General features: G+C 73.6%; 19 protein-coding genes. 14 read left to right on the top strand and 5 right to left on the bottom strand.

The window, feature by feature from the left end; translation table 11 throughout:
- Window positions 1-24 precede the first annotated feature (24 nt).
- Genes ACQPYE_RS25560 through ACQPYE_RS25545 form a run of 4 tightly spaced genes read right to left on the bottom strand, consistent with a single transcriptional unit; the run spans window position 25 to window position 3,188 of the window.
- On the bottom strand, window positions 25-1,143 hold the full coding sequence (locus ACQPYE_RS25560) for a DegT/DnrJ/EryC1/StrS family aminotransferase (protein WP_498714924.1): 1,119 nt from the start codon (window positions 1,141-1,143) through the stop codon (window positions 25-27).
- A gap of 32 nt (window positions 1,144-1,175) precedes the next feature.
- On the bottom strand, window positions 1,176-1,934 hold the full coding sequence (locus ACQPYE_RS25555) for a hypothetical protein (RefSeq protein WP_498714923.1): 759 nt from the start codon (window positions 1,932-1,934) through the stop codon (window positions 1,176-1,178).
- Window positions 1,935-1,939: 5 nt separating this feature from the next.
- Complete coding sequence (locus ACQPYE_RS25550) at window positions 1,940-2,221, bottom strand: phosphopantetheine-binding protein (RefSeq protein WP_498714922.1); 282 nt, start codon at window positions 2,219-2,221, stop codon at window positions 1,940-1,942.
- Between the two features lie 25 nt (window positions 2,222-2,246).
- On the bottom strand, window positions 2,247-3,188 hold the full coding sequence (locus tag ACQPYE_RS25545) for a 3-oxoacyl-[acyl-carrier-protein] synthase III C-terminal domain-containing protein (RefSeq protein ID WP_498714921.1): 942 nt from the start codon (window positions 3,186-3,188) through the stop codon (window positions 2,247-2,249).
- Between the two features lie 43 nt (window positions 3,189-3,231).
- On the opposite strand from ACQPYE_RS25545, the gene ACQPYE_RS25540 reads away from it, so the two are divergent.
- The 14 genes from ACQPYE_RS25540 (at window position 3,232) to lipP1 (ending at window position 19,457) form a co-directional block, all read left to right on the top strand.
- A complete protein-coding gene (locus ACQPYE_RS25540; RefSeq protein WP_498714920.1) occupies window positions 3,232-4,377 on the top strand; it encodes a glycosyltransferase in 1,146 nt (381 codons plus the stop codon).
- Between the two features lie 26 nt (window positions 4,378-4,403).
- Window positions 4,404-5,309, top strand: coding sequence for a thioesterase domain-containing protein (locus ACQPYE_RS25535; protein WP_498714919.1), 906 nt, complete (start codon window positions 4,404-4,406; stop codon window positions 5,307-5,309).
- A 35-nt stretch (window positions 5,310-5,344) separates the two neighbouring features.
- Window positions 5,345-6,400 (top strand): ATP-binding cassette domain-containing protein, encoded by a 1,056-nt coding sequence (locus tag ACQPYE_RS25530; RefSeq protein ID WP_498714918.1) that lies wholly within the window; start codon window positions 5,345-5,347, stop codon window positions 6,398-6,400.
- 12 nt (window positions 6,401-6,412) lie between these two features.
- The gene (locus ACQPYE_RS25525; RefSeq protein WP_498714917.1) at window positions 6,413-7,177 is read left to right on the top strand and encodes an ABC transporter permease; all 765 of its coding nucleotides are present in this window, start codon (window positions 6,413-6,415) and stop codon (window positions 7,175-7,177) included.
- Complete coding sequence (locus tag ACQPYE_RS25520) at window positions 7,174-8,820, top strand: class I adenylate-forming enzyme family protein (protein WP_498714916.1); 1,647 nt, start codon at window positions 7,174-7,176, stop codon at window positions 8,818-8,820. Before ACQPYE_RS25525 ends, ACQPYE_RS25520 begins: the two co-directional genes overlap by 4 nt.
- A gap of 3 nt (window positions 8,821-8,823) precedes the next feature.
- Window positions 8,824-11,463, top strand: coding sequence for a condensation domain-containing protein (locus ACQPYE_RS25515; protein WP_498714915.1), 2,640 nt, complete (start codon window positions 8,824-8,826; stop codon window positions 11,461-11,463).
- Window positions 11,460-12,788, top strand: a complete 1,329-nt coding sequence (locus tag ACQPYE_RS25510) for an aminotransferase-like domain-containing protein (protein WP_498714914.1) — start codon at window positions 11,460-11,462, stop codon at window positions 12,786-12,788. Before ACQPYE_RS25515 ends, ACQPYE_RS25510 begins: the two co-directional genes overlap by 4 nt.
- Before the next feature lie 100 nt (window positions 12,789-12,888).
- Complete coding sequence (locus tag ACQPYE_RS25505) at window positions 12,889-14,298, top strand: class I adenylate-forming enzyme family protein (protein WP_498714913.1); 1,410 nt, start codon at window positions 12,889-12,891, stop codon at window positions 14,296-14,298.
- 4 nt (window positions 14,299-14,302) lie between these two features.
- Window positions 14,303-14,578 (top strand): hypothetical protein, encoded by a 276-nt coding sequence (locus ACQPYE_RS25500; protein ID WP_498714912.1) that lies wholly within the window; start codon window positions 14,303-14,305, stop codon window positions 14,576-14,578.
- Window positions 14,578-15,660: a 4-hydroxyphenylpyruvate dioxygenase gene (gene hppD / locus ACQPYE_RS25495; RefSeq protein ID WP_498714911.1), complete on the top strand. Its 1,083-nt coding sequence runs from the start codon at window positions 14,578-14,580 to the stop codon at window positions 15,658-15,660. Before ACQPYE_RS25500 ends, hppD begins: the two co-directional genes overlap by 1 nt.
- Window positions 15,657-16,565, top strand: a complete 909-nt coding sequence (locus ACQPYE_RS25490) for a phytanoyl-CoA dioxygenase family protein (protein WP_498714910.1) — start codon at window positions 15,657-15,659, stop codon at window positions 16,563-16,565. Before hppD ends, ACQPYE_RS25490 begins: the two co-directional genes overlap by 4 nt.
- Complete coding sequence (locus ACQPYE_RS25485) at window positions 16,553-17,536, top strand: thiamine pyrophosphate-dependent dehydrogenase E1 component subunit alpha (protein ID WP_498714909.1); 984 nt, start codon at window positions 16,553-16,555, stop codon at window positions 17,534-17,536. Before ACQPYE_RS25490 ends, ACQPYE_RS25485 begins: the two co-directional genes overlap by 13 nt.
- Window positions 17,536-18,504 carry an alpha-ketoacid dehydrogenase subunit beta gene (locus tag ACQPYE_RS25480; protein ID WP_498714908.1) on the top strand — a complete coding sequence of 323 codons (969 nt, stop codon included), beginning with the start codon at window positions 17,536-17,538 and terminating at the stop codon, window positions 18,502-18,504. The genes ACQPYE_RS25485 and ACQPYE_RS25480 overlap by 1 nt, the downstream gene beginning before the upstream one ends.
- A gap of 14 nt (window positions 18,505-18,518) precedes the next feature.
- Window positions 18,519-19,457: a LipP1 family hormone-sensitive lipase gene (gene lipP1 / locus ACQPYE_RS25475; RefSeq protein ID WP_498714907.1), complete on the top strand. Its 939-nt coding sequence runs from the start codon at window positions 18,519-18,521 to the stop codon at window positions 19,455-19,457.
- On the opposite strand, the gene ACQPYE_RS25470 is transcribed toward lipP1, so the two are convergent.
- Window positions 19,447-20,520 carry an alpha-hydroxy acid oxidase gene (locus tag ACQPYE_RS25470; protein ID WP_498714906.1) on the bottom strand — a complete coding sequence of 358 codons (1,074 nt, stop codon included), beginning with the start codon at window positions 20,518-20,520 and terminating at the stop codon, window positions 19,447-19,449. The genes lipP1 and ACQPYE_RS25470 overlap by 11 nt on opposite strands.
- Window positions 20,521-20,724: the final 204 nt, after the last annotated feature.

The raw sequence follows: 20,724 nt of genomic DNA, 5'->3' as shown, positions 1-20,724 counted from the left end.
CGGGTCCCGGCGCGGCGCGCGTCCCTACCAGCCCGCCTTGATGGTGGACACGATGTGCCCGCGCTCGTCCTCGGTCAGCCACCAGCCGACCGGGATGGACACCATCCGCGCGCTCACGCTGTCCAGGCCGGGCAGCAGCGTGGCGTACTCGCGCACCGTCGTGTAGACGTCGTTGCGCTCGTGCACCTGGCTGGCCATGATGCCCGCCTCCTCCATGCGGCGCATGAACCCGTCGCGGTCGTCGACCTTGATCGTGTAGATCCAGAACGACGACTCGCGGTCGGGCGCGCGTTCGGTCAGCTCCAGGCCCGGCACGTCGGCCAGCTCCGCGTCGAAGTACGCGGCGTTGCGCCGGTGCATGGCCAGGTTCTCGTCCACGTGCTCCAGGTTGCCCAGGCCGATGCTGGCGTTGATGTCGTTCATGTGGAACTTGAAGCCGAACTCGGTGATGTCGTTGAGGAACGAGAACCGCGCGTTGGTCTCGCGGTCGATGCCGTACCACCGCAGCAGCCGGGCCCGGCGGGCCAGCTCCTTGTCCGGCAGCACGACCAGGCCGCCGTCACCGGCGGTCAGGTGCTTGATGGCCTGGAAGCTGAACACCGAGATGTTGCCGTGGTTGCCCAGCTGCTTGCCGTCGAACGTGGCGCCCCAGGCGTGCGCGCAGTCCTCGATCACCACGGGGCGCACGCCGTGCACCTTCTCCGCCTGGTCCAGCACCTCGGCCAGCCGCCGCAGGTCCACCGGGTAGCCGGCCCAGTGCACCACGACGATCGCCTTCGTCCGCGGGGTGATCTTGCGGGCCAGGTCGTCCAGGTCCATGTTGAGGTTGGCGGGGTCGACGTCCACCCAGCGCAGGCGCAAGCCGTTGGCCAGGATCGGCCAGTTGGTGGCGCTGCACGTCATCGGCGTGGTCAGCACTTCGCCGCCCTCGCCGCCCACGCCGCCGGTCACCAGGTGCAGGGCCAGGTGCAGGCCCGAGGTGGCGCTGTTGACGGTGGCGAGCTTCGGGTTGCCGATCCGGGTGGCCAGGGCGGCCTCGAACTCGTCGACTTTGGCGCCCTGCCCGATGAAGCCGCTGGTCAGGACCTTCTCGACGAGGGCCGGCACGGTACCGGACATCGCGACCTTGAACAGGGGGATCATGCGTGCTCCTTCGTCGTGCGGCCGGTTTCCGGTCAGCGCGCCTCGATCCCGACCAGGCAGAGGTAGCGCAGTTCGCGGTCGTACTCGCCGACCACCACCAACCCGCCCGGCTCGGCGAGCACGTCGGCCAGCCGCCACCACACCCCGGTGAGCGGCTGACCGGCGGGCACGCGGTCGGGGTCTTCGGGCCACACCGCGGACAGCGCCTCGCCCAGCACGAGGCGCACCCGGTCGTGACCGGCGGACAGGTCGGCGATCGTCCGGGCCGCCAGCTCCGGCACGGCCTCCGGGGCCACGTCCGGGAACTGGTGGAGGTCGGTGACGCGGTGGCCCGCGTCGTCACCGCAGAGCAGGGCGACGCCGCGGTGCTCGCGCGGTGGCGTCGCCGTCGAGTCGTAGGGCAGCCCGCCCTGCTCCAGGGCCACCACCAGCGCCCGCCGCGGAGCCCGGTCGCGGACCAGGCGCAGCGCGGTGAACGGCGCGGCGCTGCCCTGGTCGCACACCGCGAAGGACAGCGGCGTGCCGGGGCAGACGTGGCTGAGGTAGGTGGCCGTGGCGCGGCCCGGCCACATGTCGTGGATGGAGAACGCCAGCACCAGCAGGTCCACCGGCCCGTCCACGGCGGCGGCCACCAGCGCGGCGGCCATCTCGCCGTAGGACTGGCCGGACAGCTCCGACGCCCGCGCCGGCCCGGCCAGGTCCGCGAAGTACTCCGCCACCGCGGCCCGGTGCGCGTCGTCGACCAGGAAGACCGCCGGGCCGGGGAAGACCCGGCGCTCGGCGCGCAGCACGCGCACTACCAGGGCCGGCAGTGCGAGGCGATGAACGTGGCCAGCTGACCCACCGTCCGCAGCTCGTCGGTGCGCATCTTCTCCACGTCGATCTGCACGCCCAGCCGCTCCTCGACCTCCAGCAGCAGCTCCAGGCCGAGCGACGAGCTCAGGCCCAGCTCGTCGGCCAGGTCCAGGTCCTCGGTGACCGGCCCCTCCCGTTCGGACAGCCGCGCGATCACCGCGGCCATCGCCTCGACCACGCGGGGCCGCAACTCGGTGTCGACCTGGGCGTCGGGTGCGGTCATGGCGGCCTCCTGGGTGGAACGGGACTCAGTGCTGGAACACCATCGCGGAGAACGTCGCCCCGGCGCCCGCGCCGACCGCCGCCACGAGGTAGTGGTCGCCCTCGCGCAGCAGCCCGCGCTCGCGCGCCGTGGCGTAGTTGACGAACGCGTCGGAGCAGAACAGGTGGCCGTTGACCGGCACGTTGGACAGCAGCACGCGCTCCACCGGGAAGTCCATCAGCAGGCAGAGCCGTTGCCAGGTCACGACGTTGACGTTGTGGGGCAGCACGAGGGCGATGTCGGCCGGCACCAGGCCGGCCGCCTCCACCGCCTCGCGGATCACCCCGGCCAGGATCGGCCGGTACTCGCGCTGGAAGCGCTCGGCGCTCTGCCCGAACTCGGTGTCGAACTCGCCGCGCTGGGTGCAGGCGAACGACAGCACCCGGTCGCGCGGGCCGTGCGCGCTGACCAGGCAGGCCGACGCGCCCTCGCCGAAGATCGACGTGCCGGGCAGCAGGCGCGCGTCACGGGTGAACGCCTTCTCGCCGGTGAGGACGAGCGCGAGCGCGTCGGGGTCCGGGTCGGTCTCCAGCAGCCGCCTTGCCGTGTCCAGGGCGAGCAGCCCACTGGCGCAGCTCTGGTGGGTGACGGTGAACGTCAGCGCGTGGCCCAGGCCGGCCTCCCGGCACACCTCGTGCAGCGGGTTGTCCGGGTACGGGACCACGACGGGCATGGCCCGCCCGTAGACCACGTACCGCACCAGGTGCTCGCGTCCGCGCAGCGAGCCGACGCCGTCGACCGCCGCGCGCAGCAGGTCGGCCAGCGACCGCTCCGGGTCGAGGCTGATCTGGTCCAGCCCGTGGAACCGCCGGAAGAGCCGGACCTGGATGTCGGTCAACCCCAGCGGTTCTGCGAGGCTCTCGATGGGAACGCGGACAGCCGGCGTGTACACCGACACCGCGTCGAGCGCGGTCACAGTCGGGATCACACCACGCGTCCTGGAGAACGTCAATGTGTGCCATCATCGTCGGGTGTCGCGGTTCCTGCTCGTCGTGCTGCCGCTGCAAGGCCACCTGTTCCCGATGCTCGCCATCGGCCAAGAGCTCGTCCACAGTGGACATGAAGTGGTGTGGTGCGGTCCGGAGGACGTGCTGCGCCCACTGGTCGGTCCGGACGCGACGGTGCACCCCACCGGCGTACGCGCCTACCGCCGTTACGCCGAGACCGGCATGGCCGGTGTCCGGGCGCTGTGGGACGGCTACCTGCTGCCGTTCACCCGGTTCATTCTGGACGCGGTGGACGACGCGGTCCTCCGCCACCGGCCCGACGTCGTGGTCGCCGAGCAGTACGCGCTGGCAGGGGGCCTGGTGGCGCACCGCCGGGGTGTGCGGTGGGCCAGCCTGTGCACCGGCCTGCTGGAACTCGCGCCGCCGCCCGAGCTGGTCGGGTTCGACGACTTCGTGGCCGACCGGGTCGCGCGGGCCGTCGAGCTGGCGGGACTGCCCGCCGACGAGCCGCTGGACCCCCGGTTCTCGCCGCACCTGGTGATCGCCCTGTCCAGTCCCGGCCTCACCCCGCCCGACGAGCTGCCGCCCCGGACGGTGCTGACCGGCTCGGCGCTGGGCCGGCGGCCCAACGCGCCGCGGTTCCCCTGGCACGACTGGGACGACGACCGCCGGCACGTGCTGGTCACGGTCGGCACCATCGTCGGCCACATGATCGGCGACTTCTACGAGCGCGCCGCCGCGGTGCTCGCGCCGCTGGCCGACGACGTGCAGGCGGTGTTCGTCACCTCCGGGGTGGACGCGGAGTCGTTCCCCGGCAACGCCATCGCCGTCGACCTGGTGCCGATGCTGGACCTGATGCCCCGTTTGGACGCCGTGGTCTGCCACGCGGGTGGTGCGGTCAACGAGGCGTTGAGCTACGGGGTCCCGATGGTCCTCGCCCCGGTCCGGGCCGAGCAGGTGGCGCTGTCGCACCGGGTCGCGGCGGCGGGCGCGGGCATCGAGGTGCCCATCCTGGACGTGTCGGTGGCCGAGCTGGACGCGGCCGTGCGCGCCGTCCTGGACGGACCGGACCACCGGGCAGGCGCCCGCCGGATAGCCGACGAGTTCACCGCCGCGGGTGGCGCGCCCGCCGCCGCCGCGCACCTCGTCGCGCTGGCGTCTGGCGGCTGACCGCCCCCAGCCGTCAGGATGGGCGGGTGGACGGGCTGAGAGCGAAGGCGTTGCCCACTGCCGACGAGTTCGCGTGGGCACGGCAGCGGCGGGCCGACATCAGGGCCGCGGGCGGCATCCTCGACCTGGTGCTGCCCCTGCGCGAGGGCGGTGCCGGCGCGCCGCTGTTCTGCCTGCCGCCGCTGGTCGGCGCGAGCTGGTGCTACCTGGCCCTGCTGCCGCACCTGGACGAGGCGCACCCGGTGTACGGGTTGCAGTCCCGCGGGCTGCGGAGACCCGAACCGCTGCCGGTGGACCTGGCCGAGACCGCCCGCGACTGGGCCGACCTGATCCGGGCCACCCACCCCGGCCCGCACCACCTGTTCGGCTGGTCGCTGGGCGCGAACACCGCGCACGCCGTGGCCGAGGAGTTGCAGCGGCGGGGCGACGAGGTGGCGCTGCTGGTCGTCGGGGACGCCACGCCGGACCTGTCGCAGGGCCTCGGCGTCGGTGAGGACGCCCTGTGGCTGCTGTGCGACTTCGTGCTGCGCGAGTTCGGCTACCAGCCGGTGGTCGAGCCGGACGACCCCGACCCGGTGGGCCGCCTGGTCCAGGTGGTGCGCGCACGCCCTGGGCTGGGCCTGTCGGAGTGGCCCGACCGGCGGTTGCGGGCGCTGCCCCGCGTCATCCGCCACGCCATCGCGGTGGCGCAGCGGCACCGGCCCGGCCTGGTGCGCTGCCCGGTGCTGTTCCTGTCGGCCACCCGGTCGCGGCGGAGCACCGAAGCGAAGGTCGCCTCGTGGGACGGTCACCTCGACGGTCCGGTCGAGGTGGTCGAAGTGGACTGCGAGCACGAGCACATGCTGCTGCCGCGCCCGGCGGCGGCGATCGGCGCGGCCGTCGGCGCGCGGATGACTCCCAGCGGCGGTGCGCCGACGCGTCCGAAAGCGTGATTGTCGTTGCACCGCAGCTAACCTAGCCTCAGCGGATGAGCACCCGCCCAACGCTGTCGGCGCGCGACCCCGTCGCGCCGGATCGAGCCGTCGCCGGCGAGCAGCGGGACCTCGTCATCGAGGCGAGCGGTTTGCGCAAGACCTATCGCAAGCGCGGGCGCAAGGCGAAGTCCGTGGAAGCGGTGCGCGACGTGGGCTTCGCGGTGCGCCGGGGCGAGATCTTCGGTTTCCTCGGGCCCAACGGCGCGGGCAAGTCGACCACGCTGCGGATGCTGGCCACCCTGGTCCGCCCGGACGGCGGCAGCGCCCGCATCGGCGGCGTGGACCTGCTGCGCTCGCCCGCGCGCGTCCGCGACGTGATCGGGTTCGTCGCGCAGGCCAGCGGCACCTACGACGACGCCTCGGCGCGGCAGGAGCTCGTCGCCCAGGCCCGGATGCACGGCCGGGGCAAGGCGGAGGCGGAGCAGCTGGCCGCCGCCGCGATCACGACCTTCGACCTGGCGGAGTTCGCCGACCGCCGCGTCCGCACCTACTCCGGCGGGCAGCGCCGGCGGCTGGACTTCGCGCTGGGCGTCATCCACCGGCCGTCGGTGATGTTCCTGGACGAGCCCACCGCGGGCCTGGACCCGCCCAGCCGGGCGCGCATGTGGCGCGAGGTGCGCCGGTTGCGGGACAACGGCATGACCGTCTTCCTCACCACGCACTACCTCGACGAGGCGGACTCGTTGTGCGACCGGATCTCCATCATCGACCGGGGCCTGATCGTCGCCGAGGGCACGCCGTCGGACCTCAAGCGGGAGATCTCCGGTGACGTCGTCACGGTCGGCCTGGCGGCGCCCGACGAGGCGGGGCAGCCCGACGCCGGGAAGCTGCGCCGCGCCGCCGATGTGCTGACTCCGCAGCACTACGTGCGCGGCGTGGAGGCGGTCGACGCGACCCTGCGCCTGTACGTGGACGGCGCGGCCACCGCGATCCCGTTGATCATGGCCGCGCTGCTGGGCGCCGGGGTCGAGCCGAGCTCCATCGAGTCGCGCAGGCCCAGCCTGGACGACGTCTTCCTGGCCAAGACCGGCCGCACGCTGGACGAGTGAAGGGCGGCCGGCGTGAAAGTGCTCCGCGACACCTGGCTGATCTTCACCTTCGAGACCAAGATCATGGCGCGCAACCCCGTCGTGGTCGCGCTGACGCTGGCCCAGCCGATCACGTTCCTCGTGCTGTTCGCGCCCTTCCTCAAGGTCGCGATGGCGGGCCGCGGCGTGGAGAGCTACGGCGACGCCTACGCCGTCTACGTGCCCGGCCTGTTCGTCGCGATGGGCCTGCTCGGCGGCCTGTACGCGGGCTACGGCCTGCTCAGCTCGTTGCGCGCGGGCATCATCGACCGCTGCCGGGTCACCCCGGTCAGCCGCACCGGCCTGCTGCTGGGCCGGGCGCTGATGCACGTGGCGCTGCTGGAGTTCCAGGCGACGGTGATCACCATCGCGGCCGTGCCGTTCGGGCTGCGGGTGAACCTGCTGGACCTGGTGGTGTCCTACGCCCTGCTGTCGCTGGTGATCCTGCTCAGCATCTCCATCTCCTACGCCATCGCCCTGCTGGTGCGCAACGAGAACAGCCTGGGCGTGCTGATCAACACCGTCGGCCAGCCCGTGTCGCTGCTCGCCGGTGTGCTCATCCCGCTGACCCTGGCGCCGCTGTGGGTGCAGAACGTGGCGCTGTGGAACCCGTTCGCCTGGGCCACCGACGCCCTGCGCGCCCTGTTCACCGGCCACTTCACCGCGCCCGCGGTCTGGCAGGGCGGCGTCGTCATGCTCGCCGCCTGCGGCCTGGCCGTCGGCTGGTCCATCCGCTTGTTCAACCGGGAGGTCTCGTGAGTTCGGCCCAGCTGCGGACGGCTCTCGCGCGGGACGCGCGCGTGGGTGCGGGCAACGTGCCGCTGATGCTCGTCGAGCACGGCGCGGACCTCGACGTGCCGCGCGTGAGCTTCGACGTGGACGTGGACGGCATCCCGGCGTGGACGCCGCTGTCGTTGCGCCGGTTGACCGAACGGGTCGCCGCGCGCGCCGAGTGGTTCGCCCGCCGGGGGATCGGGCGGCGCGACCCGGTGGCGCTGTTCGTCACCGGGGCGGCGGACGTGTTCCTCAACTTCTTCGCCCTCAACCGGCTCGGCGCGATCCCGGCGCTGATGAACCCGAACATGCCGGTCGACGTGGCGGCGGAGTTCATCCGCAAGCTGCGCGGCGTCGGCGTCGTCGTGGACGACGACCACGCGGCGTTGCGCGAGCACGACCTGGGCGTGCCGATCCTCGGCGACGCGGCGGAGATCGGCACGGGCGACCCGGGCCGGGCGCCCGAGCACTACCGCCACCACGGCGACGACCCGGTGGCCATCACGCACTCCTCGGGCACCACCCGCATGCCCACGGCGGTCGTCCACTCGCACCACAGCCTGTTCGCCGCCGTGCGCGCGGTGCGGCTCACCGAAGCCCGGCCGCACGGCCGGGTGCGCGAGCTGACCGCGCTGCCCGCCGCCCACGCCGCCGGGATCATCGTGCTCAACCAGGCGCTGTGCAACGGCTACGAGATCCTGTGCCTGTCCAACCAGGGCGGCCCGTTCGAGCGCAGCGGCGAGGTGATCCTCGACGCCATCGAGCGCTGGCGGCCCACGGGCGTCTACGGCTTCGCCGTGACGTGGTCGGAACTGGCCCGCTTCGACCTCTCCACCCGGGACCTGTCCTCGGTGCGCAACTGGTCGAGCACCGGCGACTGCGCGCACGAGGCGCACGTGCGGCGGCTGGTCGCGGTGGGCAGCCACCCGACGTGGACGCGCGAGGGCGTCGTCGACGTGCCCGGGTCGAAGTTCGTCGACACGCTGGGCTCCACGGAGATGGGGCACGGCGCGTTCGCCATCGCCCACCACCTCGGCAGCGACCGCTACGACCGCTGTGTGGGAAAGCCGTACCCGTTCGCCGAAGTGGCGCTGCTGGACGTGACGACGGGGGAGGAGGTGCCGGTCGGGCAGGTCGGGCAGTGCGGCCTCAAGTCGCCGACGCTGGCCCCGGGCTACTGGAACGACTCCGCGGCCACCTACCGGACCCGCCTCGACGGCTACTACCTCACCGGCGACCTCATGTACCGCGACGAGGACGGCTACTACTACCACGTCGACCGGGTGAACGACGCGGTCGACCTGGGCGAGGGCGACTGGATCTACACCGCGCTCACCGAGGAGCGCATCCTGGCCCGCAGCCCCGAGGTCCGCGACTGCACGGTCCTGGCGGCCCGGCAACCGGACGGCGCGGTGGTGACCGACGTGCTGCTGATCCTGCGCGACGACGCCGACCCGGAGGCCGACCACGAGGACGTCGTGCGCGGCGCGCTGGGAGAGGCGGCGGCCCGTACGCTGCGCCGCGTCGAGGTGGTCTCCGACGACGGTGTCACGGTCGGTCCGACCGGGAAGGTGCGCAAGTTCCTGATGCGGCAGCGGATCGTGGCGGACGCGACTGGCGGGAGGTAGCGAGTGCGGTACCCGCTCTCGTTCGCGCAACGACGCGCCCGGTCCCTGGACGGTCCGGCGGCGGTGGTGCGGCGCGCCCGCCGGCTCGACGGCCCGGTGGACCTCGATGTCCTGCGCCGGGCGGTGGACGCCGCGGTCGTCCGGCAGGCCGCCCTCCGCACGTCGGTCGTCACGGTCGACGGCGAGCCGGCGCAGGTCGTGGCGGACACCGTCGAACTGCCCGTCGCGCACGAGGAGTCGGCCGAGCCGTTCGACCCGGCCACGCCGCCGCTGGTGCGCGTCGCGCTGGTCGGGCCGCCGGCACGACCGTCGCTCGTGGTGTCCGCGCACCGGGTCGTCGCCGACGGTCCGGCGCTGGACCTCCTGCTGGACGAGCTGTGCACCGCGTGCGGCGGCGGAGAGCTGCCCGAGCTCTGGATGGACTACGGCGACTACGCCGTGTGGCAGCGCGAACGCCTGGCGGGGGAGGAGCTGGAACGGCAACTGGCGCCCTGGCGCGAACCGCTGCGCGACGCACCCACCGGCGTTCCCCTGCCCGCCGACCCGCCGTCCACCCCGGACTGGGACGAGGTCACGGCCGATGCCCCCGGCGACCCGGACACCGCGCTCGCCGCGTACGCGGTCGTGCTGTCCCGCTACGCCAGGCAGCGCGACCTGGTCATCGGCTTGCCCGTCAGCGGGCGCATCCGGGTGGAGCTGGAGCGGATCGTGGGCCCGTTCGCCGACGTCGTGCCGCTTCGGGTGGCCGTCACCGGCACGTTCGCCGAGCTGCGCGCGCGGGTGCGCGGTTCCGCCGCGGAAGCGCTGTCGCACGACGAGCTGCCGTTCGACGAGCTCGCCGCCGAACTCGGTGTCGCCCGTCCCGCGGTCGGGTTTTCCACCACGGCCCAGGAGTGCGCCGATTTCCAGCTGAACGCGGGGGAGAACGGCGTCCTCAGGCTCACCTATCGCGCGGACGTGTACGAAACGACGTTCGCCGAGCGATTCCTGCGGTCGGTCGTGGCGGTGCTCGACCACGTCGGGCAGCACCCGCACACCCCGGTCGCGGACCTTCCGCTCCACCCGGCGCAGGAGGCCGTCGCCCCGGCGGTCCCGGATCTTGACGTGGTGCGCGCGCTCCGCGAGTCGGAGGCGTCCATCACCGACGGCGCCGGCACCGTGCCCATGTCCGAGGTGTGCCGACGCGCCGCCGTGCTGGCCCGCGTGCTCGCCGAGCACGGCACGGATCAGCGGGTCGGCGTGCGCGTCCGACGCGGCGCGGGACTGCTCGTGGCCGTGCTGGGCGCGTGGTGGGCGGGACGGACGGCCGTGCTGCTGGACCCGGACCTCCCGCTGCCCGGTGTGGAGAAGAGCGTCCGGAACTCCGGGCTCGGGCTGGTCGTGGCCGACGAGGAGCACGTCTCGATCGGTGGCGCGACCGTGATCACCGCCGCGACCGTGATCACCGCCGCGACCGGCGAACCGGTGGACGCCGCGGAGCCGAACCCGGTCGCCTACGTCGTCGGTGGTCGTGACGTCACGCACCGTGCGGTGGCCGACGTGCTCGCGGTGCTCCGCCGTGATCTCCCGCTGGGCCGGGGAGATCGCTTCGCCGCGATCGGCGCCGCTGCCGACGTCGCCCTGATGGAGCTGCTGCTGCCCCTGGTGTGCGGCGCGGACGTGGTGGTCACCGATGGCGAGGACCTGACCGGCATCACCGCCCTGCACGGGTCGGCGCACACGTGGCGGAACCTGCCGATCGTGCCGGACAGCGTGCGACTGCGGCTGTGCAGCGGCCTCACCCCGGATCTCGCCGAGGCGCTCGACACCCCCGGGGCGGAGCTGTGGCACGTCCACGGCGACGCGGAGTCGGCGCTCTGGCCGGTGGCCGGGCGCTGGCCCGCGACGATCCGCTCCGGGGCCCGGATCCTGGACGAGCGCGGTGTGCCCGTGCCGATCGGCGCCATCGGCGAGGTGCACGTCGGCGAGCACGCGACCGGTGACCTGGCGCGGTGGCGGGAGGACGGGCGCCTCGACCTCGTCGGGCGCACCGACGACGAGGTGGAGGTCCGCGGCACGTGGGTGGACCCCGGTGAGATCGCGGCGGAGCTCCGGACCCACCGGGGCGTGCGGGACGCCGTCGTGATCGGCGCGCCGAAGGACGGCGAGACGGTGCTGGTCGCGTACGTGGTGTCCGACGAGAGCGGCGAAGCCCTGCGGCGGCACCTGCGCGCCACGCTGCCGGAGCGGGTGGTCCCCGAGCTGTTCGTGGCGCTGGACGAGCTGCCCGACACCCTGCCCGAGCCCGACTGGGGACTGCCCCGGGACGACGTCGAGCGGACGATGGCGCGGATCTGGGCCGACCTGCTGCGCACCACCGACCGGATCGCCGTGCACGACAACCTGTTCGGGCGCGGCGCGGGGTCGTTGACGGTCATGCGGTTCGCCGCGAAGGTCGCCGAGGCCTACGGCGTGAACCTGCCGCTGCACCGGATCTTCGCCACGCCCACGATCGCCGCGCTCGCGGCCGTCGTCACCGAGGAGCGGCGACCCGAACCCGACGACGGGCTGGCCGAGCTGTCCGACGCGGAGCTGGACGACCTGCTGCGCTCGGTGCTCGCCGCGCGCGACCGCCGCCGCACCGCCCGGGGGGAGGCGACGTGAGCACCGCGGAGACCGCCGACCTGGCCACCGCGGAGCTGTTCGGTGGGCTGGAAGATCCCGCGGCGAACTCGATGAATTTCCTCAACGAGATCGCCGGGCGCTATCCCGAAGCCATTTCCCTGGCCGCCGGGAGGCCCACCGAGGAGTTCTTCGACCTGGCCGACGTGCCGCGGTATCTGCGATTGTTCGGCGACCACCTGGAACGTGATCGGGGACTGGGGCCGGCCGAGGTGCGGCGCACCGTATTGCAGTACGGGCGCACCAAGGGGATCATCCACGAACTGGTCGCCGAGAACCTGCGGCGCGACGAGGGAACCGTTGTCGACCCCGAGTCGGTCGTCGTCACGGCGGGGTGCCAGGAGGCGATGTTCCTGGTCGCCCGCGCATTCCGCGCCGACGCCCGGGACGTCCTGCTCGCGGTGTCGCCGACGTACGTCGGGCTGACCGGCGCGGCGCGGCTGGCCGACCTGCCGGTGCGGCCGGTGGCGAGTTCAGCGGACGGGGTCGACCTGGCCGACCTGGTGGCCGTGATCCGCCGCGAGCGCGCCGCCGGACGCCGTCCGCGCGCCTGCTACGTGATGCCGGACTTCGCCAACCCGTCCGGCCTGAGCATGGACCTGGAGACCCGGCGGGCGCTGCTGGAGGTGGCGCGCGAGGAGGACGTCCTGCTGGTCGAGGACAACCCGTACGGGCTGTTCCACGGCGGTGCGCGGGTGCCGGCGCTCAAGGCGCTGGACGAGCACCGCAGGGTGGTCTACCTGGGGTCGTTCGCCAAGTCGGTGCTGCCCGGGGCCCGCGTCGGGTACGTGGTGGCCGACCAGCGGGTGGCCTCGGCGTCCGGCGCGGTGGGACTGCTCGCCGACGAGCTGTCCAAGATCAAGAGCATGGTCACGGTGAACACCTCGCCCATCGCGCAGGCCGTGATCGGGGGCGCGCTGGTCGAGCACGGCGGGAGCCTGGTCGACGCCACCGCGCGTCAGCGCGAGCTGTACGCGGGCAACCTGCGCCGCGTCCTGGACGGTCTCGCGGCGCGGTTCCCCGAAGACGGCGACGTCACCTGGACCGCGCCCGCGGGGGGATTCTTCGTGGTGGTGAACGTTCCCTTTCCGGTGGACGACGCGCTGCTGGAACGATCCGCCCGCGACTACGGGGTGCTGTGGACGCCCATGGGTCATTTCTACGACGGCACGCCGCCCGTGCGCGCGCTGCGGCTTTCGATCAGCGCGGTTTCCCCGGCGTCGATCGACACCGGGCTGGACCGGCTGGCGGCGTTGATCGACGACCACCGCGACCAATTGGCCGATAGTGCCTCGGGCGAGCGGTGACGTACGCTTCAGCACGTTCATCCCGCTGCCACGCATTACTCCGGCACGCGTATCACTTCGGCATTTCGTTCACCAGGCGCGCAATCGGGCGGGGGTGTTCGTGACACGTCATCTCGCGGAGGCCGGTGCCGCCCCGGTGGCGGGCCCCGAGTGGGTGGACGAGGTCCTGCTGCGCGGCCCGGACGCCCAGGTGTGCCTGCACGTCGACGGCCCGGTGGACCGCGCCGCGCTGCGCCGCCTGGTCGCCGAGCGCCGCGCCCGCCTGGAGGCGGCGGGGCTGCGCGCGGGCGGCTCGCTCGTGCTGCGCCTGCCACCGTCCCTGGCGTTCGTGGCGAACCTGCTGGCGGGCTGGCGGATCGGCGCGCAGGTCGCGCTGCTGGACCACCGGCTCACGCCGTTCGAGGTCGACGCCGCGCTGGCCCGGCTGGCGCCGCAGGTCGTGGTCGCGCCCGGCGTGGTGCGCGGCAACCCGTTGCGCGCCTTCGCCGACGTCGAGGAGACCGTCACCCCGCACCCCGGCCGGCCCGCCGCGACACCGCACGCGGTGATCCAGCTCAGCTCCGGCTCCACCGGACCGTCCAAGGTGATCGGACGCACCGCCGCGGACCTGATCGCCGAGGTCGACCGCTACGCGCGCATCGACGGTGTGCCGCTGCCCGGCGAGCGGATCATCGTGCTGGCCTCGATGGTGCACGTGCTGGGCCTGGTCGGCGCGCTGCTGCACGGGCTGCACGCGGGCGTCCAGGTCCGGCCGCCGGAACGGCTCACCGGGGACGGCGTCCTGGCGGCCGTGGCGGACGGGACCAGCCCGGCGACGGTGCTCGGCGTGCCGTTCCACATCGGACTGCTCGCCTCGGTCGCCGACCCGCCGCGCCTGCCCCAGTTGAAGCGGATGACCACCGGCGGCGAACTGGTGCCCGCCGCGACGGCCACCGCGTTCCTGGACAAGTACGACGTGCCGCTGGGCAACATGTGGGGCATGACCGAGGTCGGCGTCATCGCCACCGACCTGTTCGGCGCGCACCGCCCCGCGCTGACGCCGGCCCCCGGCCTCACCGTCGTCGAACGTGCCGGGGAACTGCTGGTGAGCAGGCCGGAATCGCCCTACGTCGGCCTGTCCGACCCGACCCGCTGGTCCGACGGGTGGCTGCGCACCCGGGACGCGGGCGTCGTGGACCCGGCCACCGGCCTGGTCACCATCAAGGGCCGGCTGGACTCGCAGGTCTCGGTGGGCGGCCTCAAGGTCGACCTGACCGAGGTCGAGGCGACGCTGACCGCGCTGCCGGGCGTCGAGGCCGCCGTCGTGCTGCACGACGAGGCGATCACCGGCTACGTGCAGCTCGCGCCGGGCGCGTCGGTCGACGCCGTCCGCGCCGGTCTCGCCGAGCGGCTGGCCGGCTACAAGCGACCGCGGCAGCTGCACGTGCTGGCGGCGATGCCGCGCACCACCACGGGAAAGCTCGTGCGCGACCGGTCGGTGCTCCGCGAGGCCCCGCGAGAAGGAAGGTGATCCGATGAGGACGCCAGACCACCCCGCCGCGGGTCGGGGAGCCCGCGCGAGCGGGTCGGCGCCGGGCCGGGAGGAGGTCGTGGCGATGCTCGCCGGCCTCGACGGCAGGTCGGCGCGGGACGTCCCCGAGGGCATCGAGTCGATGGAGCTGGCCTGGCTGCTGCACCAGGTCGAGCAGCGCTACGGGGCGCGCGTGGAGTTGGACGAGGACCAGTACGGTCGGATGACCACCATCGACGGCGCGGTCGACGTGCTGCGGGAAGCGATCGGGGCGGCTTGATGCGGATCTCCGGCATCGACCACATCGAACTGTACGTAGGCGACGCCAAGCAGGCGGCGTTCTACCTGTGCACCGCGTTCGGGTTCGAGGTGCGCGGCCAGGGCGGGCCCGAGACGGGCCTGGGCGAGCAGCGCTCGCTGCTGCTGCGCCAGGGCGACATCCAGGTCGTGCTGACCTCCGGGCTGGACGCCGGGCACCGGGCCACCGAGTACGTGCGCCGCCACGGCGACGGCGTGGCCGTCGTCGGCATCGGCGTGGACGACGCGGTGGCGGCGTACCGGCTGCTGGTCGAGCGCGGAGCGCGACCCCTGTCACCGCCGAAGGCGTACGGCGAGGGTGAGCAGCGGGTCGTCGTCGCGGAGGTCTCCGGCTTCTCCGACGTGACGCACCGGCTGGTGGAGCGGCACGGCGCGCGGCGCGAGTTCCTGCCCGGCGCGCTGGTCGTCGACGAGCCCGACCCGTACAGCGACAGCAAGCTGCTGCGCGCCATCGACCACCTCGCGATCTGCGTGCCCGCCGGGCAGCTGGGCCCGACCGCGCACTACTACGTCTCCGTGTTCGGCTTCGAGCAGGTCTTCGAGGACTACGTGGAGGTCGGCGGGCAGGGCATGGACTCCAAGGTGGTGCAGAGCCCGTCCGGGGAGGTGACGTTCACGCTGATCGAACCCGACCCGGACCGCACCCCCGGCCAGATCGACGACTTCCTGACCTGGCACGCGGGCGCGGGCGTCCAGCACGTCGCGTTCAGCACCGACGACATCGTGCGCGCGGTCGGCACGCTGGCCGAGCACGGCGTCCGCTTCCTGGGCACGCCCGACGCCTACTACGACTCGCTGGAGGACCGCGTCGGCCACCTGGACGCGCCGCTGGACGAGCTGCGCCGCCTGGGCGTGCTGGTCGACCGCGACCACTGGGGCAGGCTGCTGCAGATCTTCACCGAGTCGATGCACGTCCGCCGCACGCTGTTCCTGGAGATCATCGAACGCCGCGGCGCGCTGACCTTCGGCAGCGGCAACATCCGCGCCCTGTACGAGGCCAAGCGCGCGGAACTGTCCGGCGCCACCGCTGGGGAGGACGAGTGACCGAGGTGACCGCCTTCGCGCTGACCGAGCGGGAACGGGAGCTGCTCCCGACCGACGACGAGGTCCGCTTCTTCGCCGAGCACGGCTGGTACCTGTCCAGGAAGCTGCTGTCCGACGACGAGGTGGACGAGCTGGCCGCCGCCGTGGCCCGCTACTACGAGGGCGAGCGCAGCCGCCGCCTGCCCTCCCGCCCGCCGCGCCTGGCCTACTGGGAGCCCGCGCACGGCGACGTGCAGCGGCACAACGACTACGTGCACTACGAGAGCGACGGCATCGCCAAGGCGCTGCTCAAGCCGATCATCGGCGCGGTGGCCGCGCGGCTGGCCGAGGCGTCGGAGATCCGGGTGTTCCAGTCGACCCTGATCCACAAGCCGCCGATCGCCGACGAGCCGTCCAACGTCGTGCCGTGGCACTTCGACAAGCACTACTGGTCGTCGTCGTCCTCCGACCGGATGCTGACCGCGTTCATCCCGTTCCACGACTGCGACGAGGAGCTGGGCACCATCACCATGGTGGACGGCAGCCACCGCTGGGAGGAGGTCGGGTCCGACGACAGCGCCACGCACCACTTCGCCGACCGCGACCGCGACCAACTGGAGGAGCTGCTGTCCGCCAACGCCGCCCACAACGGCGCGCGGGTGTCGAAGATCCCGATGATCATCCCCAAGGGGCACATGAGCTTCCACCACTGCCGCACCTACCACGGCAGTGCCGCCAACCGGTCGACCCGGCCGCGCCAGGCGATCTCGCTGCACCTCCAGGACGGCGACAACGCCTTCCGCGACTTCCGGCTCTCCGACGGCACCTCGGCGTTCTACAACCACGACTCGCTGGTGCGCCGCACGCCCGACGGCAGGCCGGACTACGCGGACCCGGAGTTCTGCCCGCCGCTGTGGCGCTCCTGAGCGCGGCGGCGCACGCCGACCTGTACCGGGTGGTCCGGTTGGTCCGCCGGTTCGAGGAACGGGCGGTCGAGCTGGTCCGCGCGGGCGACATCGTCGGCGGCATCCACCCCTGCACCGGGCAGGAGGCCGTCGCCGCCGGGGTGTGCGCGGCGCTGCGGGCCGACGACATGATCACCAGCACCCACCGCGGGCACGGGCACGTGCTGGCGAAGGGCGCCGACCCGAAGCGGGTGCTGGCCGAGCTGGCGGGCCGCGCCACCGGGCTCAACCGGGGGCGCGGCGGGTCCATGCACGCCGCGGACTTCCGGCTGGGCATCCTCGGCGCGAACGCCATCGTCGGCGCGAACGCCCCGATCACGGCGGGCGCGGCGTGGGCGGCCAAGCGGGCGGGCGACGGCCGGGTGGCGGTGAGCTTCTTCGGCGACGGCGCGGTCAACCAGGGCGTGCTGCTGGAGACGCTGAACCTGGCCGCGCTGTGGCGGCTGCCGGTGCTGTTCGTGTGCGAGAACAACGGCTACGCCACGACGTTGACCGTGGCGGACGCGGTCGCGGGCACGATCACCGGGCGGGGCGAGGCGTTCGGCATCCCGTCGGTGACGGTCGACGGCATGGACCCCGTGGCCGTGCTGGACGCCGCGCGCACCGCCGTCGACCGCGCCCGGGCGGGCGACGGGCCGTCGTTGATCGAGTGCGTGACCTACCGGTTCGACGCGCACCACACGTGGGAGCACCGCGCACGGGTTCGATACCGCCCTGACGAAGAGGTCCTCAAAGGACGATCCCGGGACCCGTTGGCGATCCAGGGTTCCCGCTTGTCCGATGAGGACCGCGAGCGGGTCGACGCCGAGGTCGAGTCCCTGGTGGACGAGGCGGTGGCGTTCGCGCTGGGCAGCCCGCACCCGGACCCGGAGGGCGCCTTGGACCACCTGTACGCCACCGGGCCGCGCGGACGACCGGGGGATGGTCGCTGATGCCGTGGCTGTCCTACCGCAAGGCCCTCAACCGGGCACTGGGCGACGAGCTGGCCCGTGACCCGGCGGTGTTCGTGCTGGGCGAGGACGTCCGGGTCGCGGTGTCCAACGTGACCGCCGGGCTGCTCGGCCGGTTCGGGCCCGAGCGCGTCCTCGACACGCCCCTGTCCGAGCAGGCGTTCACCGGGTTCGCCACCGGGGCGGCGCTGGCCGGGATGCGGCCGGTCATCGAGTTCCAGATCCCGGCGCTGCTGTTCCTGGCGTTCGAGCAGATCGTCAACCAGGCGCACAAGTTCTCGCTGATGACCGGCGGCCAGACCGCCGTGCCGGTCACCTACCTGGTGCCCGGCTCGGGGTCGCGCACCGGCTGGGCCGGGCAGCACTCCGACCACCCCTACGCCCTGTTCGCGCACGCGGGTGTGAAGACCGTCGTGCCCGCGACGCCCGAGGACGCCTACGGGCTGGTGGTGTCCGCGATCCGCGACGACGACCCGGTGGTGGTGTTCGCCCCGGCCGGGGCGCTGGACGTGCGGGTCGACGTCGACTTCTCCGCGCTGGCGCCGGTGCCGCTGGGCGTGGGCCGGGTGCACCGCGCAGGCACGGACGTCACGGTCGTCGCCATCGGCCACCTGGTGCACGACGCGCTGGCCGTCGCCGACGAACTGGCCGTCGAGGCGTCCGTTGAGGTGTTCGACCCGCGCACCGTCTACCCGTTCGACTGGGACGGGCTGGCCGACTCCGTGCGGCGCACCGGCCGGCTGGTCGTGGTGGACGACGCCAACCGCACGTGCGGCATCGCCGCCGAGGTGCTGGCCACCGCCGCCGAGCGGTTCGACCTCACCGCGCCACCCGCGCGGGTGACCCGGCCGGACGGCGCGGTGGTGCCGTTCGCGCCCGCGCTCGACCGGGCCGTGCAGCCCGACCGCGACCAGCTCGCGACCGCCATCCGCAAGGTGCTCAAGGACTGACCGAGGAGGCCGCCGTGCCGCTGGACCCCCAGGTGGCGCAGTTGCGCGCGCGCCGCGTCGCCGACGGCGTGCCGCCGCTCTACACGCTGACCGTCGAGCAGGCCCGCGCCGCCGACCTGGCCGCCGTCCGGGCGGGTGCGGGCACGGGCGAGCCGGTGTGGCACGTGGTGGACCGCCACGTCCCCGGACCGGGCGGCGACCTGCCGGTGCGCGTCTACCGGCCGACCGACGACACCGGTCCGCTGCCGACGCTGGTGTACCTGTTCGGCGGCGGGTGGGCGCTGGGCAGCGTCGAGACGTCCGACGGGATCTGCCGGTCGCTGGCCAACGCCGTGCCGTGCCAGGTGATCACCGTGGGCTACCGGCTCGCGCCCGAGCACCGGTTCCCGGCGGCCGTGCACGACAGCTACGCGGCCGTGGCGTGGATCGCCGAGCACGCCGACGAGCTCGGGGTCGACGCCGGGCGGTTGGCCCTGGCCGGTGACAGCGCGGGCGGCAACCTCACGGCGGCCGTGACGCTGCTGACCCGCGAGCGGGGCGGCCCGTCGCTGGCCGCGCAGGTGCTGGTGTACCCCAACACCGACTACCGCGCGGACACGCGGTCGTCGCGCGACAGCGACGATCCGGCGTTGTTCAACCGGCACTCGGTGGCGTGGTACTGGTCGCACTACCTGGCCGACCCGGCGGACGGGCTCGACCCGCTCGCGTCGCCGTTGCGCGCCGACGACCTGTCGGGGCTGCCGCCGGCCCTGGTCGTGACCGCCGAGCACGACCCGTTGCGCGACGAGGGCGAGGAGTACGCGCGGAGGCTGGCGTCGTCGGGCGTGGACGTCGTCTCGACGCGCTACCCCGGCATGGCGCACGGGTTCTTCGCGATGACCGACGTCCTCGACGCGGCCCGCGCGGCGCACGCCGAGGTCGCCGCCTACCTGCGGGCGCGGTTCACGCCCTGACCGTGCGGAGCCGGCGCGCGTCCTCGACGTCCCGGCAACCGGCCAGGCGGAGCGCGGTCTCGAACTCCTGCCGGATCACGTCGAGCACCGCGGCGACGCCCTGCCGCCCGGCCACCGCGAGGCCCCACAGCACCGGGCGGCCGAGCAGGACCGCGTCCGCGCCCAGCGCCAGCGCCCGCAGGACGTCGACCCCGGTGCGCACCCCGCTGTCCAGCAGCACCCGGCACCGGCCGCTCACGGCGTCCACCACGTCGGGCAGGGCGTCGAGGGAGGGCACCGCGCCGTCGAGCTGGCGCCCGCCGTGGTTGGAGACCACGAGGCCGTCCACACCGGACTCGGCGGCCCGGCGGGCGTCCTCGGGGTCCAGGACTCCCTTCAGCACCAGTGGCAGTCGCGTGCGCTCCCTGATCCAGTCGAGGTCGCGCCACGTCAGGGAGGGGTCGAAGACGGCGCTGGTGTGCCGGGCCACCGCCGAGTCGCCGGTTCGGCGTTCGCCGACGTCACCGCCGATGTTGACCGGCCGCATCCCGGGCGGCAGCGAGAACCCGTTCCGCAGGTCCCGGATGCGCCGCCCCATCACCGGCACGTCGACGGTGAGGACGACGGCCCGGCAGCCGACGCCCTCGGCCCGCCGGAGCAGGTCCGCGACGACCTGGCGGTCCTTGAGCCAGTACAGCTGGAGCCAGTGCGCGCCACCGGCCGCCACCACGTCCTCGATCGGCTCGGCGGCGAGCATGCCCAGCACGTTCGGCACGCCCGCCACCGCTGCCGCCCGCGCGACACCGCTCTCCCCGTCCGGGTGGACCAGGCGCTGGTACGCCATCGGCGCGATGGCCAGCGGCAGCGACGACCACGCGCCGAACAGGTCGCGGCCGGTGTCGCACCGGGACACGTCGACCAGCGACCTGGGCACCACGGACACCCTGTCGAACGCGGCGCGGTTGGCGGCGAGCGTGACCTCGTCGCCCGCTCCGCCGGAGACGAAGTCCCGGACGTCCGGGGTCAGGCGTTCGGCCGCCAGGCGCTCGACGTCGGCGACCGAGTGGAGTGCCGGCGCGGTCATGGGGTCGCTCGTCGGCGGTCGAGGCCCGCGTCCGCTGTCGCTGTTCATAGGTCCTCACGCGGGTCGGGGTGTGCTGCGGGGGCGGCGCCAACGCGTCCGCAGCACCGAGGATGACGGAACCCTCCCTCGGAGGGACGCCCGCGCCGCCACTCGGCGGACGGATTCGGTCGGGATGCCGTAGTCGGACGGGCCGGGGAGGGGCCG

It is taken from the genome of Actinosynnema sp. CA-299493 (assembly GCF_050946825.1).
Lineage (GTDB): Bacteria > Actinomycetota > Actinomycetes > Mycobacteriales > Pseudonocardiaceae > Actinosynnema.
The sequence above is the reverse complement of the archived record's forward strand: the minus strand, read 5'-3'. Positions and strand labels throughout refer to the sequence as shown.